Origin of the sequence: Psychrobacter sp. 4Dc (assembly GCF_002836715.1) — a bacterium.
GTDB lineage: Bacteria > Pseudomonadota > Gammaproteobacteria > Pseudomonadales > Moraxellaceae > Psychrobacter.
Window position 1 is genome coordinate 1 of sequence record NZ_PJAT01000067.1, and the last position, 17426, is coordinate 17426.

The 17426-nt window shown below is 44.1% G+C and carries 15 protein-coding genes; 6 read left to right on the top strand and 9 right to left on the bottom strand.

Features of this window, described 5'->3' with window-relative positions; translation table 11 throughout:
- Positions 1-332: 332 nt before the first annotated feature.
- Entirely contained in the window at positions 333-1952 is a 1620-nt protein-coding gene (locus CXF61_RS03805) for an FAD-dependent oxidoreductase (RefSeq protein WP_165597210.1), read from the top strand.
- Between the two features lie 132 nt (positions 1953-2084).
- Here CXF61_RS03805 and CXF61_RS03810 read toward each other — a convergent pair whose 3' ends face one another.
- Positions 2085-2768: an LOG family protein gene (locus CXF61_RS03810; RefSeq protein WP_057761780.1), complete on the bottom strand. Its 684-nt coding sequence runs from the start codon at positions 2766-2768 to the stop codon at positions 2085-2087.
- A gap of 423 nt (positions 2769-3191) precedes the next feature.
- Here CXF61_RS03810 and CXF61_RS03815 point away from each other — a divergent pair, with 423 nt between their 5' ends.
- Positions 3192-4037: an alpha/beta hydrolase family protein gene (locus CXF61_RS03815; RefSeq protein WP_227526589.1), complete on the top strand. Its 846-nt coding sequence runs from the start codon at positions 3192-3194 to the stop codon at positions 4035-4037.
- Between the two features lie 48 nt (positions 4038-4085).
- Here the strand turns inward: CXF61_RS03815 and CXF61_RS03820 are convergent, their stop codons facing one another.
- Positions 4086-4808: a putative quorum-sensing-regulated virulence factor gene (locus CXF61_RS03820; RefSeq protein ID WP_165597212.1), complete on the bottom strand. Its 723-nt coding sequence runs from the start codon at positions 4806-4808 to the stop codon at positions 4086-4088.
- A 197-nt stretch (positions 4809-5005) separates the two neighbouring features.
- On the opposite strand from CXF61_RS03820, the gene CXF61_RS03825 reads away from it, so the two are divergent.
- Positions 5006-5596 (top strand): M23 family metallopeptidase, encoded by a 591-nt coding sequence (locus CXF61_RS03825; protein ID WP_165597221.1) that lies wholly within the window; start codon positions 5006-5008, stop codon positions 5594-5596.
- Between the two features lie 108 nt (positions 5597-5704).
- Here the strand turns inward: CXF61_RS03825 and phoR are convergent, their stop codons facing one another.
- The 3 genes from phoR to dtd form a co-directional block, all read right to left on the bottom strand.
- Positions 5705-6796, bottom strand: a complete 1092-nt coding sequence (phoR, locus tag CXF61_RS03830) for a phosphate regulon sensor histidine kinase PhoR (protein WP_165597213.1) — start codon at positions 6794-6796, stop codon at positions 5705-5707.
- Between the two features lie 58 nt (positions 6797-6854).
- The gene (gene phoB, locus CXF61_RS03835) at positions 6855-7559 is read right to left on the bottom strand and encodes a phosphate regulon transcriptional regulator PhoB (RefSeq protein WP_165597214.1); all 705 of its coding nucleotides are present in this window, start codon (positions 7557-7559) and stop codon (positions 6855-6857) included.
- A gap of 112 nt (positions 7560-7671) precedes the next feature.
- A complete protein-coding gene (dtd, locus tag CXF61_RS03840; protein ID WP_165597215.1) occupies positions 7672-8124 on the bottom strand; it encodes a D-aminoacyl-tRNA deacylase in 453 nt (150 codons plus the stop codon).
- Between the two features lie 113 nt (positions 8125-8237).
- Between dtd and asd the strand changes: the two genes are divergently transcribed.
- The gene (gene asd, locus CXF61_RS03845) at positions 8238-9071 is read left to right on the top strand and encodes an archaetidylserine decarboxylase (RefSeq protein ID WP_165597216.1); all 834 of its coding nucleotides are present in this window, start codon (positions 8238-8240) and stop codon (positions 9069-9071) included.
- Between the two features lie 96 nt (positions 9072-9167).
- On the opposite strand, the gene CXF61_RS03850 is transcribed toward asd, so the two are convergent.
- From CXF61_RS03850 to fadB, 4 genes are all read right to left on the bottom strand, one after another.
- Positions 9168-9797, bottom strand: coding sequence for an HD domain-containing protein (locus CXF61_RS03850; protein ID WP_165597217.1), 630 nt, complete (start codon positions 9795-9797; stop codon positions 9168-9170).
- Between the two features lie 239 nt (positions 9798-10036).
- Positions 10037-10612, bottom strand: a complete 576-nt coding sequence (locus CXF61_RS03855; RefSeq protein ID WP_101205330.1) for an isochorismatase family protein — start codon at positions 10610-10612, stop codon at positions 10037-10039.
- A gap of 285 nt (positions 10613-10897) precedes the next feature.
- Positions 10898-12070, bottom strand: coding sequence for an acetyl-CoA C-acyltransferase FadA (gene fadA / locus CXF61_RS03860; RefSeq protein ID WP_102091589.1), 1173 nt, complete (start codon positions 12068-12070; stop codon positions 10898-10900).
- Between the two features lie 230 nt (positions 12071-12300).
- Positions 12301-14460, bottom strand: a complete 2160-nt coding sequence (gene fadB, locus CXF61_RS03865) for a fatty acid oxidation complex subunit alpha FadB (protein WP_165597218.1) — start codon at positions 14458-14460, stop codon at positions 12301-12303.
- Positions 14461-15285: 825 nt separating this feature from the next.
- Here fadB and CXF61_RS03870 point away from each other — a divergent pair.
- Positions 15286-16362, top strand: coding sequence for a polyprenyl synthetase family protein (locus CXF61_RS03870; RefSeq protein WP_165597219.1), 1077 nt, complete (start codon positions 15286-15288; stop codon positions 16360-16362).
- 71 nt (positions 16363-16433) lie between these two features.
- Complete coding sequence (locus CXF61_RS03875; protein ID WP_165597220.1) at positions 16434-17252, top strand: DUF72 domain-containing protein; 819 nt, start codon at positions 16434-16436, stop codon at positions 17250-17252.
- The last annotated feature ends 174 nt before the right edge of the window (positions 17253-17426 follow it).

Sequence of the window (17426 nt, forward strand, 5' to 3'; positions counted from 1 at the left end):
CGACCTTGTTTTTGATTTCACAAGTTTGCCACCTCTCTCGTTTACTCTATTTTTAGACAGACTTGTTTCTCTGAAAAACTTCACACATATAGCGACTCGTTGACAAAACTCATGCATCTTCTTACGTATTTCCCATCATATTGTCTGTAGTTCTTCGTAAAATAAACCTATAGAGATGAAGAACGGCTAAACAATAGAAAAGATGACTATTGAAGTTCAGATTTGTGTGTTGAACTTAATTACCTTCGCACTCATATCAAGAAGTATAGAACATTTGATACATATACCGAGCACGGCCTAATACAGATGCTATTAAGGATACAACGACGACAATGACTCAGTCTTTTGATAAAAAATACGCTCAATCCTTTAATCGTGACGCTCATTCTGGGGTGTTATCTTATGGGGCACAAAAAGATCAACCTAAAAAGCGTGTTGGCATTTTGGGCGGCGGTACTGCGGGATCAACGATTGCGATTCGACTTGCTGCATTAGGATTAGAGACCTACTTATTTGAGAAGAAAAAATCCCTCATTGATGGACCACCTATGTGTCATTTGCATGCAGGTGGTAACTTGTACCGTGAAATACCGGACGAGGATTGCGTAGCGCTGCTTAAGCAATGTATCGATATTTTGCGTTTATATCCGCACACTATTGACGTTCGTCCTACTGTGTTTGCCGTACCGACACGTGACGAAGGATTGCCTGAAGACTTACTGCCGCGTTTAGATATTCTGACTGATGCTTATCAAGAACTGATTGAGCAAGATGCTAATAATAAAGTATTGGGCGAGCCTGAAGATTATTATCAGCTTTATAGCCGTGAGCAATTGATTGAGCTGTCTGAACGTGAGCAAGTCGCTGTACCAAGTACGGTTGATGAGTGGATGATTCCAGTCGCTAGATACTTGGATTTGAACAAGGTTAAATTTCCGTTAATTGTTGTTCAAGAATACGGTTGGAACATTTTTCGTTTAGCCGCTTCTGCCAAGCTTGCACTTGAAGAGTACGACAATGCGCATGTATTTACCGAAACCGCTGTGCAAAAAGTCGTGCCGGTAGATTGTGAGAACTGTACCAACGCTGACCATCATGTCACCAAATGGCGTATCGACTATCAACAAATCCATAGTCAAGAGCACGCCTCTCAGCCTGAGTCTATCGAAGTTGATTATCTAGTCAATGCTTGCGGATTCCGTACAGGTGTTATTGACGATATGGTCGGTGTCGAAGTCACACGTATGGTCGAGTTCAAATCGTCTTATGTGACCCATTGGGGTGATGCTGGTGGACAGATACCAGAGATTATCGTTTATGGTCAACGAGGAACGCCAGAAGGCATGGCGCAGCTTACCCCCTACCCTGGCGGATATTTTCAGATCCACGGTATGAGCAAAGCCATTACTCTGTTTGATGATGGTCTTGTCGCATCAAGTGAAGACAGTGCGCAGCCCAAACTGCCACAGCAATATGTGCACTATATTGAAGATGGTTGGGATAAAGCGCCCCTACAGGCACGTAGTCAGCAAGCGATTGAGTATGTGGCGGAGTTTGTACCGACATTTAACAGCGCACGTACTGTTGGTAACGCGCTATACGGTGGGCAGCAGATTCCTGGACAAGATGATACGCTGCGAGTAGCTGATGTGAGTTTATACTCTAATATACGCTATGCCCGTGCAGAAAACGTCAAAGCATCTTCGACTTTGATTGCCGCTGATCAAATCGTTAATGAGCTGACAGATCTAGGCTTGATAGAGAACGATACACCTCTGAATCGTAGTCGCTATGATCATGAGTGGTCGTACCTTGTCCATAACGATAGTCTCGCTGTCGATGAGGTTGCACGTGAGCTCGCTGAACAGCGTGGATTCCCAATAGCGATGGCTCATGTCAATCATAGTATTCGTGAAGTAGCATTGGACGATCTCACGCCTGCTGATGCTTAGTAGACATGATTCGCTGATAGGTCGTTAATACATATAAAAAAGGAGCAGATCACCGAAATTTGGTTATCTGCTCCTTTTTTCGTCATAGCTTTTAATATTTAAGTATTTGCTGTGTATGAATAGCGATACGGCTTAACTATTACTACCAGCCATTTTCTCCGTATCCACAGCATCATCTATGGTCACTACTGTCTGTAGCATATCGATCGCTTCGCTGATGGTATTGCACACCACTAGACGATCTAAATCTTCCTGCTTCATAAAGCCTTGCTCAGTGGTATATTTCAAATGCTCAATCATACGGTCATAGAAACCATTGATATTTAGAATAATCATTGGTTTTTCGTGTTGGTACAATTGACGCCACGTAGCAATTTCCATAATCTCTTCTAATGTTCCTAGCCCGCCTGGTAGCGTGATAAAGGCATCGGCATACTCTGCCATAACGGTCTTACGCGTGTGCATAGTGTCAGTCAAATGCAAGCGAGTCAGCTGCTCATGAGCGATTTCGTGCTTGAGCATAAAGGTTGGAATCACGCCCACTGCTTGCGCGCCGCCATTAATTACTTCATCCGCAACTGCGCCCATTAGTCCTATACTAGCGCCACCATATACTAGCCCCATGCCATTGTTTGCTAATGCACTGCCGAGCTCGCGTGCTGCCTGTTCATACACGTCACCGTTGCCCAAGCGTGAACCGCAATACACAGCCACGAGCGGCATTGATAGAGCAGACTTGTCGACTGCTTTTTCAATATTTGTAATGTCTTTGCTTGTGATTACATCATAAGTATCATCGTTAATTTTCATTTGCATATAGCTTCCTTAATTACCTGTCAGTTTTTATTGAGTGCTTGTTATTAGTGAAGGCTGCATACCGACACCTATCATTTATATTGTCATGCACATGATTCATAAGACAAACTCAGCCAAGCTATATAAAACTTGGAAGTCATATTTGAGCAACTGTTTTGCCAGTATTTATCTTAACATAAGCAATGCTACCACATAGTCACAACGATTTATCACTACGCAACGACTACACTTTCAAGATGCGCATTTATTGTTCATCATAGTTCGATATTCATTATCTACTAATAAAAATACTAAGGTATACCCATGGATAATCACAACACCTCTCCTACTGCCGAGCTATCAAGCTCTGTAATTAATAGCAATCTCACTAGTAAAAGCAATACGAATGACGCGAGCAATATTGATACTTACTCATTAAGCATCATGACCGATCGCAACCAAGCATTGGCAGCCACGGTCTATCGCCCTAAAGATGCGACAAAAAAAGCCGTCATGATGGCACCTGCCACAGGTATTAAGCGCCACTTTTATCATAATTTTGCGACCTATCTAGCAGAAAGCGGCTTTGGGGTACTAACATTTGATAATGAAGGAATTGGTGAGTCACTATCGACCGAGCTGGCAAAATGTAGCGCTTCCTTGATCAGTTGGGGTCGCCATGACATGCCAGCTGTACTTGATGCCTTACAAGATGAGTTTCCTAATGCTTCCTATCATCTCATCGGTCATAGCGCAGGTGGTCAGCTCATCGGCTTGATGCCCAACTATCAGGCGATTGGCTCAGTGTTCAATGTCGCTTGCTCGTCAGGACGTATCAAAAATATGGGCATGCCATATAAGCTCAAAGCCATGGGCTTTATGGATGCGTTTATTCCACTCACTAACTTAACTTTGGGCTATACGCCGTCAGACAAAATCGGTATGGGTGAGCCGCTGCCACGCGGCGTGGCTCGTCAATGGCGTGAATGGTGCAATGGCGCAGGCTATATCAAAACCGCATTTGGCAAAAGCATACACACGCATTTCTACGATGAGCTCAGCATGCCAGCATTGTGGCTTGGCTTTAGCGATGATGATATCGCCAATAGTGAAAACATGGACGATATGATAAGGGTGTTTACAAAAATGCCCGTAGAAAAGCGTTTCTTGGACCCTGAGGATTTTGGTCTAAATCATATCGGTCATATGCGCTATTTTAGCAGTAAGACCAATATCAAAGCGCCGCAGCTATGGCAGATGGCGGTGACATGGTTGCACGACCAACCATAAGCTTAGCACCATGTCGCACCATACATGGTAGACCCTCGATAATACAGGTTACTTTTTTGCATTTTCTGCTTCTTCCAGTTTTAAGCGTTTAGTCAGTGCCGAATACAGGGACGGCTGCATATTATGAATATTGCCTATCATCCATTTAACATAGCTGATGGGCACGTCTTTGATCGGTTTGCCTTTATGCTTACCAAACGGCATCTTGCTCACAGGGGTCGCTTTATTAGAGATAGCATGTGCCGCTGCAAAGTCTGTCGGCGCAATCTCTAGACGCTCGCAGCATGCCTGATACAGCAAATAGCACATTCGAGCATCGCCAAGCGCGTCATGAGCGGCAATCGTCATTGCACTCGCTTCACCCTTGCCCAATAACTGCTCGATACACTTAGACTGACTGTAAGCACGCCATTCTGGAAAGGCTGCCCGCGCAAGCCTCACCGTACAAATAAGCTTAGCAGAAGGACTGCCAATCACTCGCCAATCAAAACGTACGTTATGACCAATCAAGTACTCTGGTAATTCAAACTGCTCCAACTCAAAGCGCTCAAGTCCAGCCACATCATCATCGGTAATACCATGCACCTTTATGACAATGGGTGAGATAGATCGACCACTGTTAAAGTATTTCATCCATTCAAAGCCAGTTGCTACATTGATAGTAGCAACTTGGATAGGTCTAGGATCACTGCCCTGATCTGTTTCAGTATCGATAACCAGCGCTGTTTCGCGCGTGGCAGAAATATCAGTAGGCTTAAAAGCATCATTCATAAAGTATTAACCATCAGTAGCAACTGTCTATGCTCAGCAGAAATGTTAAGTAGATAAAACTATATTTGCTGTCTATATTCTTAACCATAAGAATATCTATGGGGGTAAAAACGATAGATAACAATGCGATACATACGTTGTTAGACGAAGCTTTTATAATCAAAACTCAAATGACATCAAATATATATGAGACATCAATGCTAGCAGATGGAAATAACCAGCCTCCCAGACCTTCTTTTTTTAGTCGTTTAATAAGCCTATTGATTAAGGCTATCGTATTGCTAGCACTGTTATTTGTCTTTGATAAGCTACTACCCAGTATCAGTCAACAAACGCAGTCATTTGTGGTTGCCAAATGGCAGCAATTGAGTCTATTGCAACAAGAACTGCCGACAGAAAACAGCTTACCCAGTCCACTACCAGAACGAAACCTGACAGACACTTGGGGCGCGGCACGTAGTCAAGGCCGCTCCCACGAAGGTATCGATATCTTTGCGCCGCGCAATACTCCCGTACAGTCGACCACGCAAGGTGTGGTAAGCAAAGTTGGTGAGAACACATTGGGTGGACGCGTGGTCGTGGTGGTAGGGCCTGGTGGCGCAGGACATTACTACGCTCATCTAGAAGACTATGCTGACATCTCCCCCAATGACTGGGTCAATCAGGGCGATGTGATAGGTTATGTGGGTGATAGCGGTAACACAAAAGGAACACCAACACATGTACATTATGGTATCTATATTAATGGCAGTGCGGTCAACCCTTATCCACTTTTGCAAAAGGATTAACGAATACAGAAAAGTATGTCGTTAACCTAATTTAAAATAATGATAAGTTTGTATTACTCAAAAATACTTAAGCCTAAAAATCAGCGCCAATATAAGCCAGAAATTGTATTAATTGGCTGTGACGGATCTGACGTAATTTGAGGGGAATACCACACTAAATGTCGACCCTTCCCCTTCTACTGAATCGATTTGCAATTGCGCTTCGTGCTGATGCAATACGTGTTTTACAATCGCTAGTCCCAACCCTGTACCACCTGTTGCACGGCTGCGACCTTTGTCGATACGATAGAAACGTTCTGTTAAACGGGCGATATGCTCTGACGCAATACCGATCCCATCATCTTCGACCGCGAAACGGCAGCCATCAGACGTTCTTGTCCAGCTGATAGTGATATTGCCACCCTTTGGCGTATATTTGATTGCATTGATTACTAGATTGGATAGCGCACTATTCAAGTACATCTCTGACCCGTATAGCCCATCATACGTATCTATATGCAAATGAATGATGTGTTTGTACGCTTGGTTGTAGGCCTGTGCATCGTCGTAGATATTAGTTAGTAGCTTAGTCATATCTATGTAATGCAGCTCGTGTGATTCTTCAATTTCAATCTTAGACAGTAGCAGTAAGTCGTTCACGATTCTGTTCATACGGGCAGTTTGCTGCGTCATCAGCTCAAAACCGCGACGCCATTGCGGCGGCATATCTGGCTGATCGGAAAAATTCTCCAGATAGCCCATCATTACCGTCAATGGTGTCCTAAGCTCATGCGAGACATTCGCCACAAAATCCTGACGCATTTGCTCTAAGTGCCGCAGGCGGGTCACGTCATATACAAACAGCAATTTTTCATCACCGAAAGGAGTCAGTTCGCACTTTAAGTAGCGACTAGGATCTCGCCACGATTCTATATGGACGCCATCGTTAGGTATCGTTGTACCTTCATAGTACTGGCGGAACTCAGGTACGGTAATAAAGTCAAAGATATTTTGACCTTTATCTTCTGGCTGTAGCAGCAATAAATCTTGCGCCGCCTGATTCCACCATTCTAGGCCATCATTATTATTGAGCAAAATCACTGCATCACGCAGGGCTCGTAGTGCACTGCCGATTTTTTTGAGTTGCTCTGCTGTACTTTGAGTAGATATTTGCTCTAGTAGAGCTGATTGCTCACTTTGTACTGGCGCTATCTTGTCCATTTTTTATCCTTACCACTATCCGCGGCCTTTATATTGCTGCGGCATTATTTGTACAAGATTAACTTGGCTCAATCAGGCTAGAAAATCGGTAGCCTGTACCGCGCACCGTTTGTATCAATGTATCACAATCATAAGGGCGCAATAGTTTACGTAGACGCTTGATATGTACATCAATGGTTCGATCTTCGATATAAACGTTACCGCCCCAAACCTGATCGAGCAGCTGCGTTCTTGTATAGGCACGCTCTGGGTGACTCATAAAAAATGCTAATAAGCGATATTCTGTTGGGCCGACCTCAATGACTTTTCCTGCGGCTGTCACACGCTGACTCTTGGTATCTAAACTTAACTGCCCAATTTCGATAGGTTTGTCGCTACTCATCGCGCTACTGCGGCGTAGTACGGCTTTGATTCTAGAAATCAGCTCACGAGTCGAAAAAGGCTTGGTCATATAATCATCTGCCCCTGCATCTAGACCATGCACCTTACTGTCTTCTTCGCTTTTTGCCGTTAGCATAATGACTGGTATTTCAGAGAGTAGCTCATCGTTTTTGAGCATACGACAAAAATCCACACCGCTCTTGTCACCCGGCAACATCCAGTCTAACAGTATCAGTGATGGTCTATGATCGACCACTTGCTGATGCGCCTCTGACACGTCAGCCGCTTGCAAGCTATCAAACCCAGCCATCTCTAGCGTCATGACAACCATTTCACGAATCGCAGGCTCATCTTCAACAATCAAAATTTGCTCATTATACATAGGACATTCTCGGTGTTAGCGGACAAAATCTAGCATGTAAAAAGGCGATATATACTCACCAGTCTCTACCCATTAAACGGATTAATTATGACAGCTTGATGACACTCTAAAATCAGATTTCTAGTAAAAAATTGAGCGGCCCATTATTGACGCTCGACACTTGCATATCCGCACCAAACTGACCAGTTGCCACATTTGGGTGCTTAGTTTTGGCATAATCGACCAGTTGTTCAAATAACACTTGCGCCGCAGCAGGTGCCATCGCACCACCAAAGTCTGGTCGGCGACCTTTGTCTGTTTTTGCCATTAAGGTAAATTGTGAAACTAATAATAGCCCACCACCGACCTGCTGAACGTTTTTATCCAGTTTACCAAATTTGGCAGGATCCTCATCATTTTCAAAAATGCGATAGGTCAGTATTTTGTCAATCATACGCTGGGCAGCGGCAAAATCGTCTTCATGCCCCAAGCCAATATATGCCAATACCCCATGCCCAATCTCGCCAATACACTGTTGATCGACGACCACACTAGCCTGCTTCACCCGTTGTATGAGTGCTTTCATTTACTAATTCCTTAACAGATTATGGCCATACAATAATATACTGTCCATGATAAAATACCGTCATTAACTTGACTATTATTTCTTATATTACACCTTATTTTGGTAGCCTTATTATGAATGTATTTACCACCTTACAACAGCTTGTGCCGCAGCAAAAGCTCAGTAAAGTCGCTGGACGTTTGGCCGCCAGTCGCCACCCTTATGTCAAACGCACCTTTATCCGTAGCTTTGCCAAAGCTTATAATATCAGCTTAGACGAGTACGAACGCCAAAGCCTTAACGCTTATGAAAGTTTTAATGACTTTTTTACCCGCGAGTTAAAAGAAGACGCTCGTACTATTGACGCCACTGCAAATGGTATCGTAAGTCCTGCGGACGGTATTATCTCTCAGCTAGGACAAATCGAAGACCATAAACTACTACAGGCAAAAGGTCGTCACTATGATGTCGGCCAACTACTTGCTGATAGTGAAGATGGCAGTTATTTCGCTGATGGTAGTTTTGCGACTATCTACTTAGCACCTAGCAATTATCACCGTGTGCATATGCCGTTTACTGGCACATTGACCAAGACTCGCTATGTACCTGGTACACTGTTTTCGGTCAACAATACTACGGCGGCTAACGTGCCAGACTTGTTTGCGCGTAATGAACGTCTGGTCTGTATGTTTGATACCAAGTATGGCAAAGCAGCTGTTGTGATGGTTGGTGCTATGATTGTCGCTGGTATCGAAACCGTCGCGACAGGCAAGATTGCTCGTACTGACGACATATTCGAGTCTGATCATGACATGCAGTTTGCAGCAGGCGAAGAGCTCGGACGCTTCTATCTAGGCTCAACGGCTATCGTAGTATTACCAAAAGCAGCAAAGGCTGACTGGCTAGATGGTATGCAAGCCAATAGCGTCGTGCAAATGGGTCAATTGCTAGGAATGGCAAACGCTTAATAACATGCTTGTATAAAAGCACTTAAAGTATCAGCCCAGTTAAGCGTAAATTATCATGCTTAATTGGGCTTTTTTATGCCTGCTACTTATGCAGATTTACGCATCAATCAGCCAGCCTTGCTGAGTTGCATACTCAATATTATGTGAGAGCCAATCATGAATAGGAGGAAAGCTGTCTTTGATAAATGCATGCGCACCCGCTACTTGCGATCGCGTAACACCAAGCTCAATCCACGTTTTACCGTTGGTATTTAGATTGAGTAGGAATGGCAATAAGCGATCGACCACTCTGAGTAACTGACTTTCTTTGCTATTTCCTGTTTCTTGCGCTTCCCAAACCTCACTCAAATCACTAATGCCATTGCCTCGCTCACGTTGCAATCTGACAATGCCTGCACGCTCTTCGACGTGTGCATCAGTACGCGTATCGGCATACAAAAAAGTATCGCCCGCATCAATCTCACCCAAATCATGAACCAGTGCCATCTTTAGCAATTTTTCATGATTGACATCTAGCGCAAATAATTCAGCAATCGACCAACAGGCCATCGCTAAATGCCAAGAGTGTTCGGCAGAGTTTTCTTTACGAATGGTCTGTGTCACATAGCTGCGGCGATTCACGAGTTTGAGCGCATCTAACTCTAATAAGAAATGAGTGACATCATCGATTTCGATATGTGAAGTAGATTCGGAATTAGTTGATGATATAGAGCTGACTTGCGACATTGATTTTCTCTGGTTGTCTCTAGTTATTGGTTTTCAATACTTATGAGTTCTGGCGATTTTAAGTTTCATTTCTCAAGGTATTATAGTTAGTTTGATATCTAGCAATGGTTAAAAGACTATTACCGTTGTCAAAAAAATAGCGCTTATTTTACCAAGCGCTATCTATTATAAATTAGAAAATAAATGGTCAAATTGAATCCCTATTTATCCAAGTCTTTAAGCAACTAAAGCTTAACCACCTACTTAATCAAATTAATAATGGTTTTAAACGCAGGATCTTCGCTGCTACGGCACAGCTCAAACAAGATTGATTCGACAGTACTGATCACCCCACCTGCACGGCGAATACGGCGAATTGCTTGCTTTTTATCATAAGGAAAACGAGAACCCACCGCATCCCCAATAATGACAGGCTGCATACCATTGTCCAATAAATCCAGTGCCGTCTGCATAATACAGACATGAGCTTCAGCACCAAAAAGCAACACGGTACTACGGTTCTGCTGCGCTAAATGGTGCCATGAATCGTTGTTATCACAGGCACTAAAGGTGACCTTTTCAAAGCTCTTGGCATTGTCTCCTTCGAGTACATCGCGCAGCTCTGGTAAGGTATCGCCCAAGCCCTTTTTATATTGTTCATTGAGCATGATTGGAATATTGAGCGCTTGCAGCCCTTTAATCAAGGTAACGGTTTTTTTGACAATGTTTTCGTGATCGTAGATATGCGGCGTTAAGCGCTCTTGCACATCGACAATCATTGCTTGGGTATTCTCACGAGCGATGCGATAGGTGCGATCATTAATCATAGTAGACATAGTACACTCCTTGTACGGCTGACAGTTGCAACTAAAAACTATTTTAGAATTATCATAAACAGTGCCATGGTTCATCTTCCTCTTATTTAGTCATAGTTTCATGAATGCGTCAATGGAGATAATTTTTAATCGCTGTAATACCGTGTTTTTCGACTCCGTGATTTATTAGTTTACCAAACATCAGTTTTACTCATAAAAAAACCTCCAGCCGTTATGACTAGAGGTTTTTCGTTAGCGAGTAGCTACTTGTTGAGTGTTCAAATAATCTTGTTTATACAAATAAGATTAAACACGCTCAATAATAGTAGCAATACCTTGGCCAAGACCGATACACATCGTCGCTAGACCAATTTCAGTATCTGACTGCTCCATTGCGTTTAGCAATGTCACTGTGATACGAGCGCCTGAACATCCTAGTGGATGACCTAGAGCAATGGCACCACCGTTGATGTTAACGATATCTTGCTTATCAGACAGGTTCAGACCTTTTAATACCGATAGACCTTGAGCAGCAAATGCTTCGTTTAGCTCGATGGTCTGCATGTCAGCAATGCTCATGCCAGCACGCTTCAATGCTTTTTGGGTAGCAGGTACAGGACCATAGCCCATGATAGCGGCATCACAACCAGCCACAGCCATACTACGGATACGGGCGCGTGGCTTTAGACCTAGATCTTTAGCTTTTTGTGCGCTCATGACTAGCATCGCTGACGCACCGTCAGATAATGCAGATGAGGTTGCCGCTGTTACTGTACCGCCTTTTGGATCAAACGCTGGACGTAGCTTTTGCATTTGCTCCATCGTTGCGTCTGGACGAATTACTTCATCAACCGTACATAGTTGCAGACGTCCAGCAGCATCATGACCTTCGATACCGATGATTTCATTGTCGAAACGACCTTCAGTGGTTGCAGCCCATGCACGGCGATGTGACTCAAGACCAAACGCGTCTTGCTCTTCGCGCGTGATATTGTTCATACGACCTAGCATTTCAGCAGTCAAGCCCATCATGTTTGACGCTTTTGCATAATGCTTAGAAGCAGCAGGGTTCAAATCAACACCGTGCATCATGCCTACGTGACCCATGTGCTCAACACCACCGATGATGAATACATCACCTTGGTTGGTCATGATTTGTGCAGCAGCAGTATGTAGCGCCTGCATAGAAGAACCACATAGACGGTTAACCGTTTGGCCACCAGCAGTCTTTGGAATACCAGCTAGCAAACCGATGTTGCGACCGATGTTCAAGCCTTGCTCTAGCGTCTGGTTGACACAACCCCAGATAATGTCTTCGATATCATTAGTATCAAAGTCATTACGTTCTACTAGCGCACGTACTAGTTCCGCTGACATGCTATCAGCACGTACATGACGGAACATACCGTTTTTGGTCTTGCCCATTGCCGAGCGTACGCCATCTACGATGACCACATCTTTTGGACTTAAAGTTGTCATACCATATTCCTTTTCAATTTTTATTGTCAGTGTAGTCAACCCAATTTACGACTATTACCTTGTTAATCCCACTCAAAGTACAATAGGTACATTTGCGCTTGATTTACTCGTAATAGTCTTAAACTGAATCAACTATGATCGTACGTTCGCTATTGGAGACGATTCATGTCTCAATTGCTTTCATGCAAAATAGCAAACGTACTGCACTTCATCCTAGTAATGACTGACTATTACGCTGTTGCGTAAAAAGTCTCGCCTGCGGCTGCCATGTCGCGAATTTTTTGTGGCGCTTCATAAGCTTTGCCAAGATGTGCGTATTTTTCACATAGTGCCAAGTAGTTATCTAGACCCATTTGGTCCACATAACGGCAAGGGCCACCACGGAATGGAGGGAAACCTACGCCCATAATCATCGCCATGTCGGCCTCGCTTGGTGTGCTTACGATGTTGTCTTCTAGGCAGCGAACGGTTTCGTTGCAGAAGGCAATCATAGTGCGATCAATGATTGCTTGATCGTCAAACGTTTGCTTTTCGCTGTCAGTCGTGGCTTTTAGCAACTCGTAAGTGGCTTCATCAGCAACTTTCTTTGGCTTACCGCGCTTGTCCATTTCGTACTTATAGAAACCGATACCGTTTTTCTGACCCAGACGCTCATTGTCATATAGATGCTGGATAGCACCTTTATAATCAGGCTTCATGCGATCAGGGAAACCATCAGCCATCACTGCTGCGCCATGTACACCAGTATCTAGACCAACCACGTCAATTAGATAAGCAGGACCCATTGGCCAGCCGAATTTTTCCATCACTTTATCGACATGAGCAAAATCAGCACCTTGCTTAAGTAGCAAGTCAAACGCGCCAAAGTATGGGAACAATACACGGTTTACGAGGAAACCTGGGCAGTCGTTAACTACTACAGGCACTTTACCCATTTTAGAAGCGAGTGCAACGGTAGTCGCGATGGCTTCTTCAGATGATTTCTCACCGCGGATAACTTCTACCAATGGCATACGATGTACTGGGTTGAAGAAATGCATACCAACGAAGTTTTCTGGACGCTCAAGCGCTTCTGCTAGGAACGTAATAGAGATAGTCGAGGTGTTTGACGCTAGGATACAATCGTCTTTTACTAGACCTTCTACTTCTTTTAGTACCGCACGCTTCACGTTTGGATTTTCTACGACAGCTTCGATAACGATATCAGTCTCAGCAAAATCACCGTAGTTCAAAGTAGGACGGATACGGCTTAAGGTTTCACCCATTTTTGCTGGGGTCATCTTGCCGCGTTCTACCATTTTACCAAGCAGTTTGCTCGCTTCGCCCATACCAAGGTCTAATTGCTCAGACTTGATATCTTTCATGATGATTGGCAAGCCTTTGCTGGCTGCTTGATAAGCAATACCGCCACCCATGATACCAGCGCCTAGTACAGCGGCTTCACTGATGTCATGTGCTTGTTTGCTGTGCTGTTTTGCTAATTTTTTGACCAATTGATCGTTTAAGAATAGACCAACCAAGCTTTCTGCTTGTGGGGTTTTAGCCGCTTTAGCAAAACCAGCCGCTTCTACTTCGATTGCTTTGTCACGTGATAAATTAACGTGCTTTTCAATCGTTTCGATAGCGATTGCTGGTGCTGGGTATTGCTTAGGATTGGCTTTAGCGAAAATAGCACCTTTGGCACTGTTGAACGCCATCGCTTGCTCAAGCTGGTTTAGCTTAACTGGCGCCAGTTTTTCTTCACGTTTTGCTTTCCAATCAAGCTCACCTGAGATACATTTTTTAACTAGGTCAATTGCTGCATCTTGCAAGTCATCAGCAGGTACAGTCGCATCAACCAAGCCTAGTTTTAGTGCTGCTAGTGCTTTCTTTGGGCTACCAGTCGCGATCAGCTCAAGTGCGTTATCGATACCGATGATACGCGTACTACGAACTGTACCGCCGAAACCTGGGAAGATACCTAGCTGAGTTTCTGGTAGACCGATGATCGCTTTGTCACTCATGACACGGTATTCACAAACCAAAGTCATTTCACAACCGCCGCCCATCGCCGCGCCATTGATAGCCGCAACTTTAGGGAATGGTAGGTCTTCAAAACGATTGAAAGCGTCATTAACATGAACGACCCAATCTTTGATCTCGCTTTCTGATTTTTTGAAAGAACCGACGAATTCTGTGATATCAGCACCAGCGATAAACACGCCTTTGGCTGAAGTAACGATAAGACCTTTTACGTTGTCGGCTTTTTCTAACGCACTAACTGCTTCACCAAACTGCTTGTTGGTTTCGGCATCAAATTTGTTCACGCTCTCATTTTCGGCGTTGTACTGCATGTTGGCGATGCCATCCTCTAGCATTGTCACCGTAATGCGATTTCCTTGGTATACCATTTGAAACTCCTTTCTATATAACGAAAGCTACGTTTTGAATTAAAATAAATAGCCAGTTACTGTTAGTAAAATGGGTAATAGCACTGTGCGCTTGTCATGTTATAAAGACAAACATATAACCAGCTCACAAGTGAAGATGTCTTTATTATCCAGCGTTCATCATGATGCACGCATTTTGCGTCTCTTGCATGACATCATATGACGCTTCATTTATATACTGCTGTTGCAGGTACTGATGTTCAAAATATTGACTGAGACTTGGTCTAACACTCGGTATCGACGATTGAACATCCTGAGAAAAAACCCAGTAGGGTCACCATCAGACCATTTTCACGTCAATTAGTGTAGGGGATTATGCCCCTAACTGTCACAAGCTAATACCATACTCGCAAGTCACTCTTAAATCACTTGCAGGCATTTACCTTACGCTAAAAGCGTTTTAGTGAATAAATGTATACTGAATTGTTAATTTAGATTTATTTCGTGTTGTTGACTTCATTTATGCCACTACTTAAGTACCAGTTTGTCAGCGCTACTTATTCAGTACCATTTTTCTACTGTAATAAAATTAATGTGCCAGCCTAGCTTGCTCTTTTATCAGAACATATTCAACCAGAGAGTGACATCATCCATCGGTAACGAAATCTTGTCGTTATATTGCAGCTAAGATTGCTCTACTTTCGAATAGACTTTGGTAGAAAAATGCAAAAAATAATCAATTGATACCGTGTGTCACATAAGCGATATGACCTATCATGCTACACTAATAGCGTTTTTTCCTTATCCCTAATAAGTTTTATTGTACCCCTGATAAATGGTTGGATTATGACTGTTTCCCTTACTTCTAGCACTACCTCTACTGGCGTTATTCCTTTTGACTTCGTCTCTTTTCAAAGCACTGAGCAGTTTCATGGTGCTATGCGCGAGCAATTGGCGCAAGACATCGAGGTGTTGTTTGCTTATGCCAAGCTGCCTAGCCCGCTGTTAGATGCTTGCCGCTATGTGATGACGGGTCAAGGCAAACTGGTACGCCCACTGATGGTTGCCAGCGCTTTTGCCAGTATTAATAGCAGTAATAATGCACGTACAGACGAGCGTAATGATGATATCGATACTCTCGATGCTGATCTGGACGCGCTACTAGAAAACGACTCAGACTACGATATGTCGCGCCGTGCTGCATTGGCCGTAGAGCTACTGCATACCTACTCACTGGTACATGATGACCTGCCGTGTATGGACGATGATGAGCTGCGCCGTGGGCAACCGACTGCGCATATTGCCTTTGATGAAGCGACGGCTCTGCTGGCAGGAGATGTATTGCAGACACTAGCGTTTGAAGTATTAACCGCGGAGATGCCAACCTTTGCGCCGTTTGATGCAAATATCGCAAGTCAGCTCATGGCAATATTTGCGCCGCGCGCTAGACGCATGGTGTCAGGTCAAATGCTAGACCTCAATGCCGAAGCCAGTACCAATATCGCGCAGGATGATTTAGAAGCTATCCACCGTGATAAGACAGGGGCGTTGATAGAAGCGGCGCTGCTCATGGGCGGCGTCTGTGCTGGTGCAACGGCTCCACAGCGCATGGCATTGCAAGAGTGCGCGCAATATATCGGTCTGGCGTTTCAAGTCCAAGATGATGTACTAGACGTCACAATGACGACAGATACGCTTGGTAAGCCTGCGGGTAGTGATGAAAAACTAGACAAATCTACCTATGTAAAACTAATGGGTGTCGATGACGCGACCAGCTATGCGCAATCGCTATTTAATGACGGGCGTGCAGCCATTTCTCATGAACTACATAGTCGTGAGCTTAGCGACAATGAAGATACCGTTGGCACAGCTAATGATGCACTACTGGCACTGATTGAATGGCTCTGGTCGCGTAAAAAGTAGCTTGTCAAATAGCAGTCGAAAGTAGATATCTTAGTAAATTTTATTATTCAAAACGGCAGTGAGTGGTCAACATGGACAGTTCCCCTACCCCGCGCGTTTACCTCGGCACTGGCGGCTATAGCGACACCGACTTGCTCGGTACGCTGTATCCCACCGGCACCAGAAAAACCGATTTCTTACGTGAATATGCCAAGCAATATGGCGCAGTCGAAATCAATAGCACTTTCTATGCACTCATCGGGCAAAAAGCCTTTGCTGGGATGGTCGATAAAGCTTATGTACAAGCAGACAGTCAGTTGAAGTTCGCCGTCAAACTGCATCAAGACTTTACTCATGCACGCAAAGGCACACCCGAGCATGCACAGGCATTTCTAAACGCCTTATCTCCGCTTATCGAAGCAAATGCTTTAGCGCCTTTACTATTACAGTTTCCGCATGGCTTTGATCGTACTCGTGAGCATCGACTCTATCTGGCCAATCTCGTCAGTTGGTTTCAGGACTATCCACTCGCCATTGAGTTTCGTCATAACGGCTGGCACACCCCGCAAGTGGTCGATAGTTTCCAGCAGCAAGGTCTCATTTGGTGTAGCGTCGATTATCCCAAAGTCAGTGGGTTGCCACCATCACGATTGATATTTACTGAACGCACTGGCTATCTGCGTATGCACGGCAATAATCTAAACTGGTGGGATGCGATGAGCGCAGCTGACCGTCATGACTATCGTTATAGCGAAGCTGAGATGCAGGACTGGGCGCAAGCGATTGCCAATCAGCGTCAGCATTTCGATACGCTCTATATTTTCTTTCAGAACACCGTCAATGCACATGCTTATTATAATATTGCAATGTTGCGTGAAGCGTTGGGCAAGTTTGGGTTTGAGGTGTTATAGGCCTAATAATACAATAATATATAGTTGAAACATTAGTCTAAGGATTGAGAAAAAATGCCCCATTTACATGATATGGAAGAATTGATAAGTAGCATCGAAGACAATCAAGTTAAAGACTACATGAAAGAAGCTATGTCTTGTTATATGGCTAACGCATATAGAGCTTGTATTGTA

What these genes read in the sequence shown, in the direction of transcription:
- CXF61_RS03850 (WP_165597217.1), bottom strand. Translation starts at nt 9,797, where the DNA reads ATGTCGCAAGTCAGCTCTATATCATCAACTAATTCCGAATCTACTTCA.
- phoB (WP_165597214.1), bottom strand. Translation starts at nt 7,559, where the DNA reads ATGTATAATGAGCAAATTTTGATTGTTGAAGATGAGCCTGCGATTCGT.
- CXF61_RS03805 (WP_165597210.1), top strand. Translation starts at nt 333, where the DNA reads ATGACTCAGTCTTTTGATAAAAAATACGCTCAATCCTTTAATCGTGAC.
- CXF61_RS03810 (WP_057761780.1), bottom strand. Translation starts at nt 2,768, where the DNA reads ATGCAAATGAAAATTAACGATGATACTTATGATGTAATCACAAGCAAA.
- CXF61_RS03870 (WP_165597219.1), top strand. Translation starts at nt 15,286, where the DNA reads ATGACTGTTTCCCTTACTTCTAGCACTACCTCTACTGGCGTTATTCCT.
- CXF61_RS03875 (WP_165597220.1), top strand. Translation starts at nt 16,434, where the DNA reads ATGGACAGTTCCCCTACCCCGCGCGTTTACCTCGGCACTGGCGGCTAT.
- CXF61_RS03855 (WP_101205330.1), bottom strand. Translation starts at nt 10,612, where the DNA reads ATGTCTACTATGATTAATGATCGCACCTATCGCATCGCTCGTGAGAAT.
- CXF61_RS03815 (WP_227526589.1), top strand. Translation starts at nt 3,192, where the DNA reads ATGACCGATCGCAACCAAGCATTGGCAGCCACGGTCTATCGCCCTAAA.
- fadB (WP_165597218.1), bottom strand. Translation starts at nt 14,460, where the DNA reads ATGGTATACCAAGGAAATCGCATTACGGTGACAATGCTAGAGGATGGC.
- dtd (WP_165597215.1), bottom strand. Translation starts at nt 8,124, where the DNA reads ATGAAAGCACTCATACAACGGGTGAAGCAGGCTAGTGTGGTCGTCGAT.
- asd (WP_165597216.1), top strand. Translation starts at nt 8,238, where the DNA reads ATGAATGTATTTACCACCTTACAACAGCTTGTGCCGCAGCAAAAGCTC.
- phoR (WP_165597213.1), bottom strand. Translation starts at nt 6,796, where the DNA reads ATGGACAAGATAGCGCCAGTACAAAGTGAGCAATCAGCTCTACTAGAG.
- CXF61_RS03825 (WP_165597221.1), top strand. Translation starts at nt 5,006, where the DNA reads ATGCTAGCAGATGGAAATAACCAGCCTCCCAGACCTTCTTTTTTTAGT.
- fadA (WP_102091589.1), bottom strand. Translation starts at nt 12,070, where the DNA reads ATGACAACTTTAAGTCCAAAAGATGTGGTCATCGTAGATGGCGTACGC.
- CXF61_RS03820 (WP_165597212.1), bottom strand. Translation starts at nt 4,808, where the DNA reads ATGAATGATGCTTTTAAGCCTACTGATATTTCTGCCACGCGCGAAACA.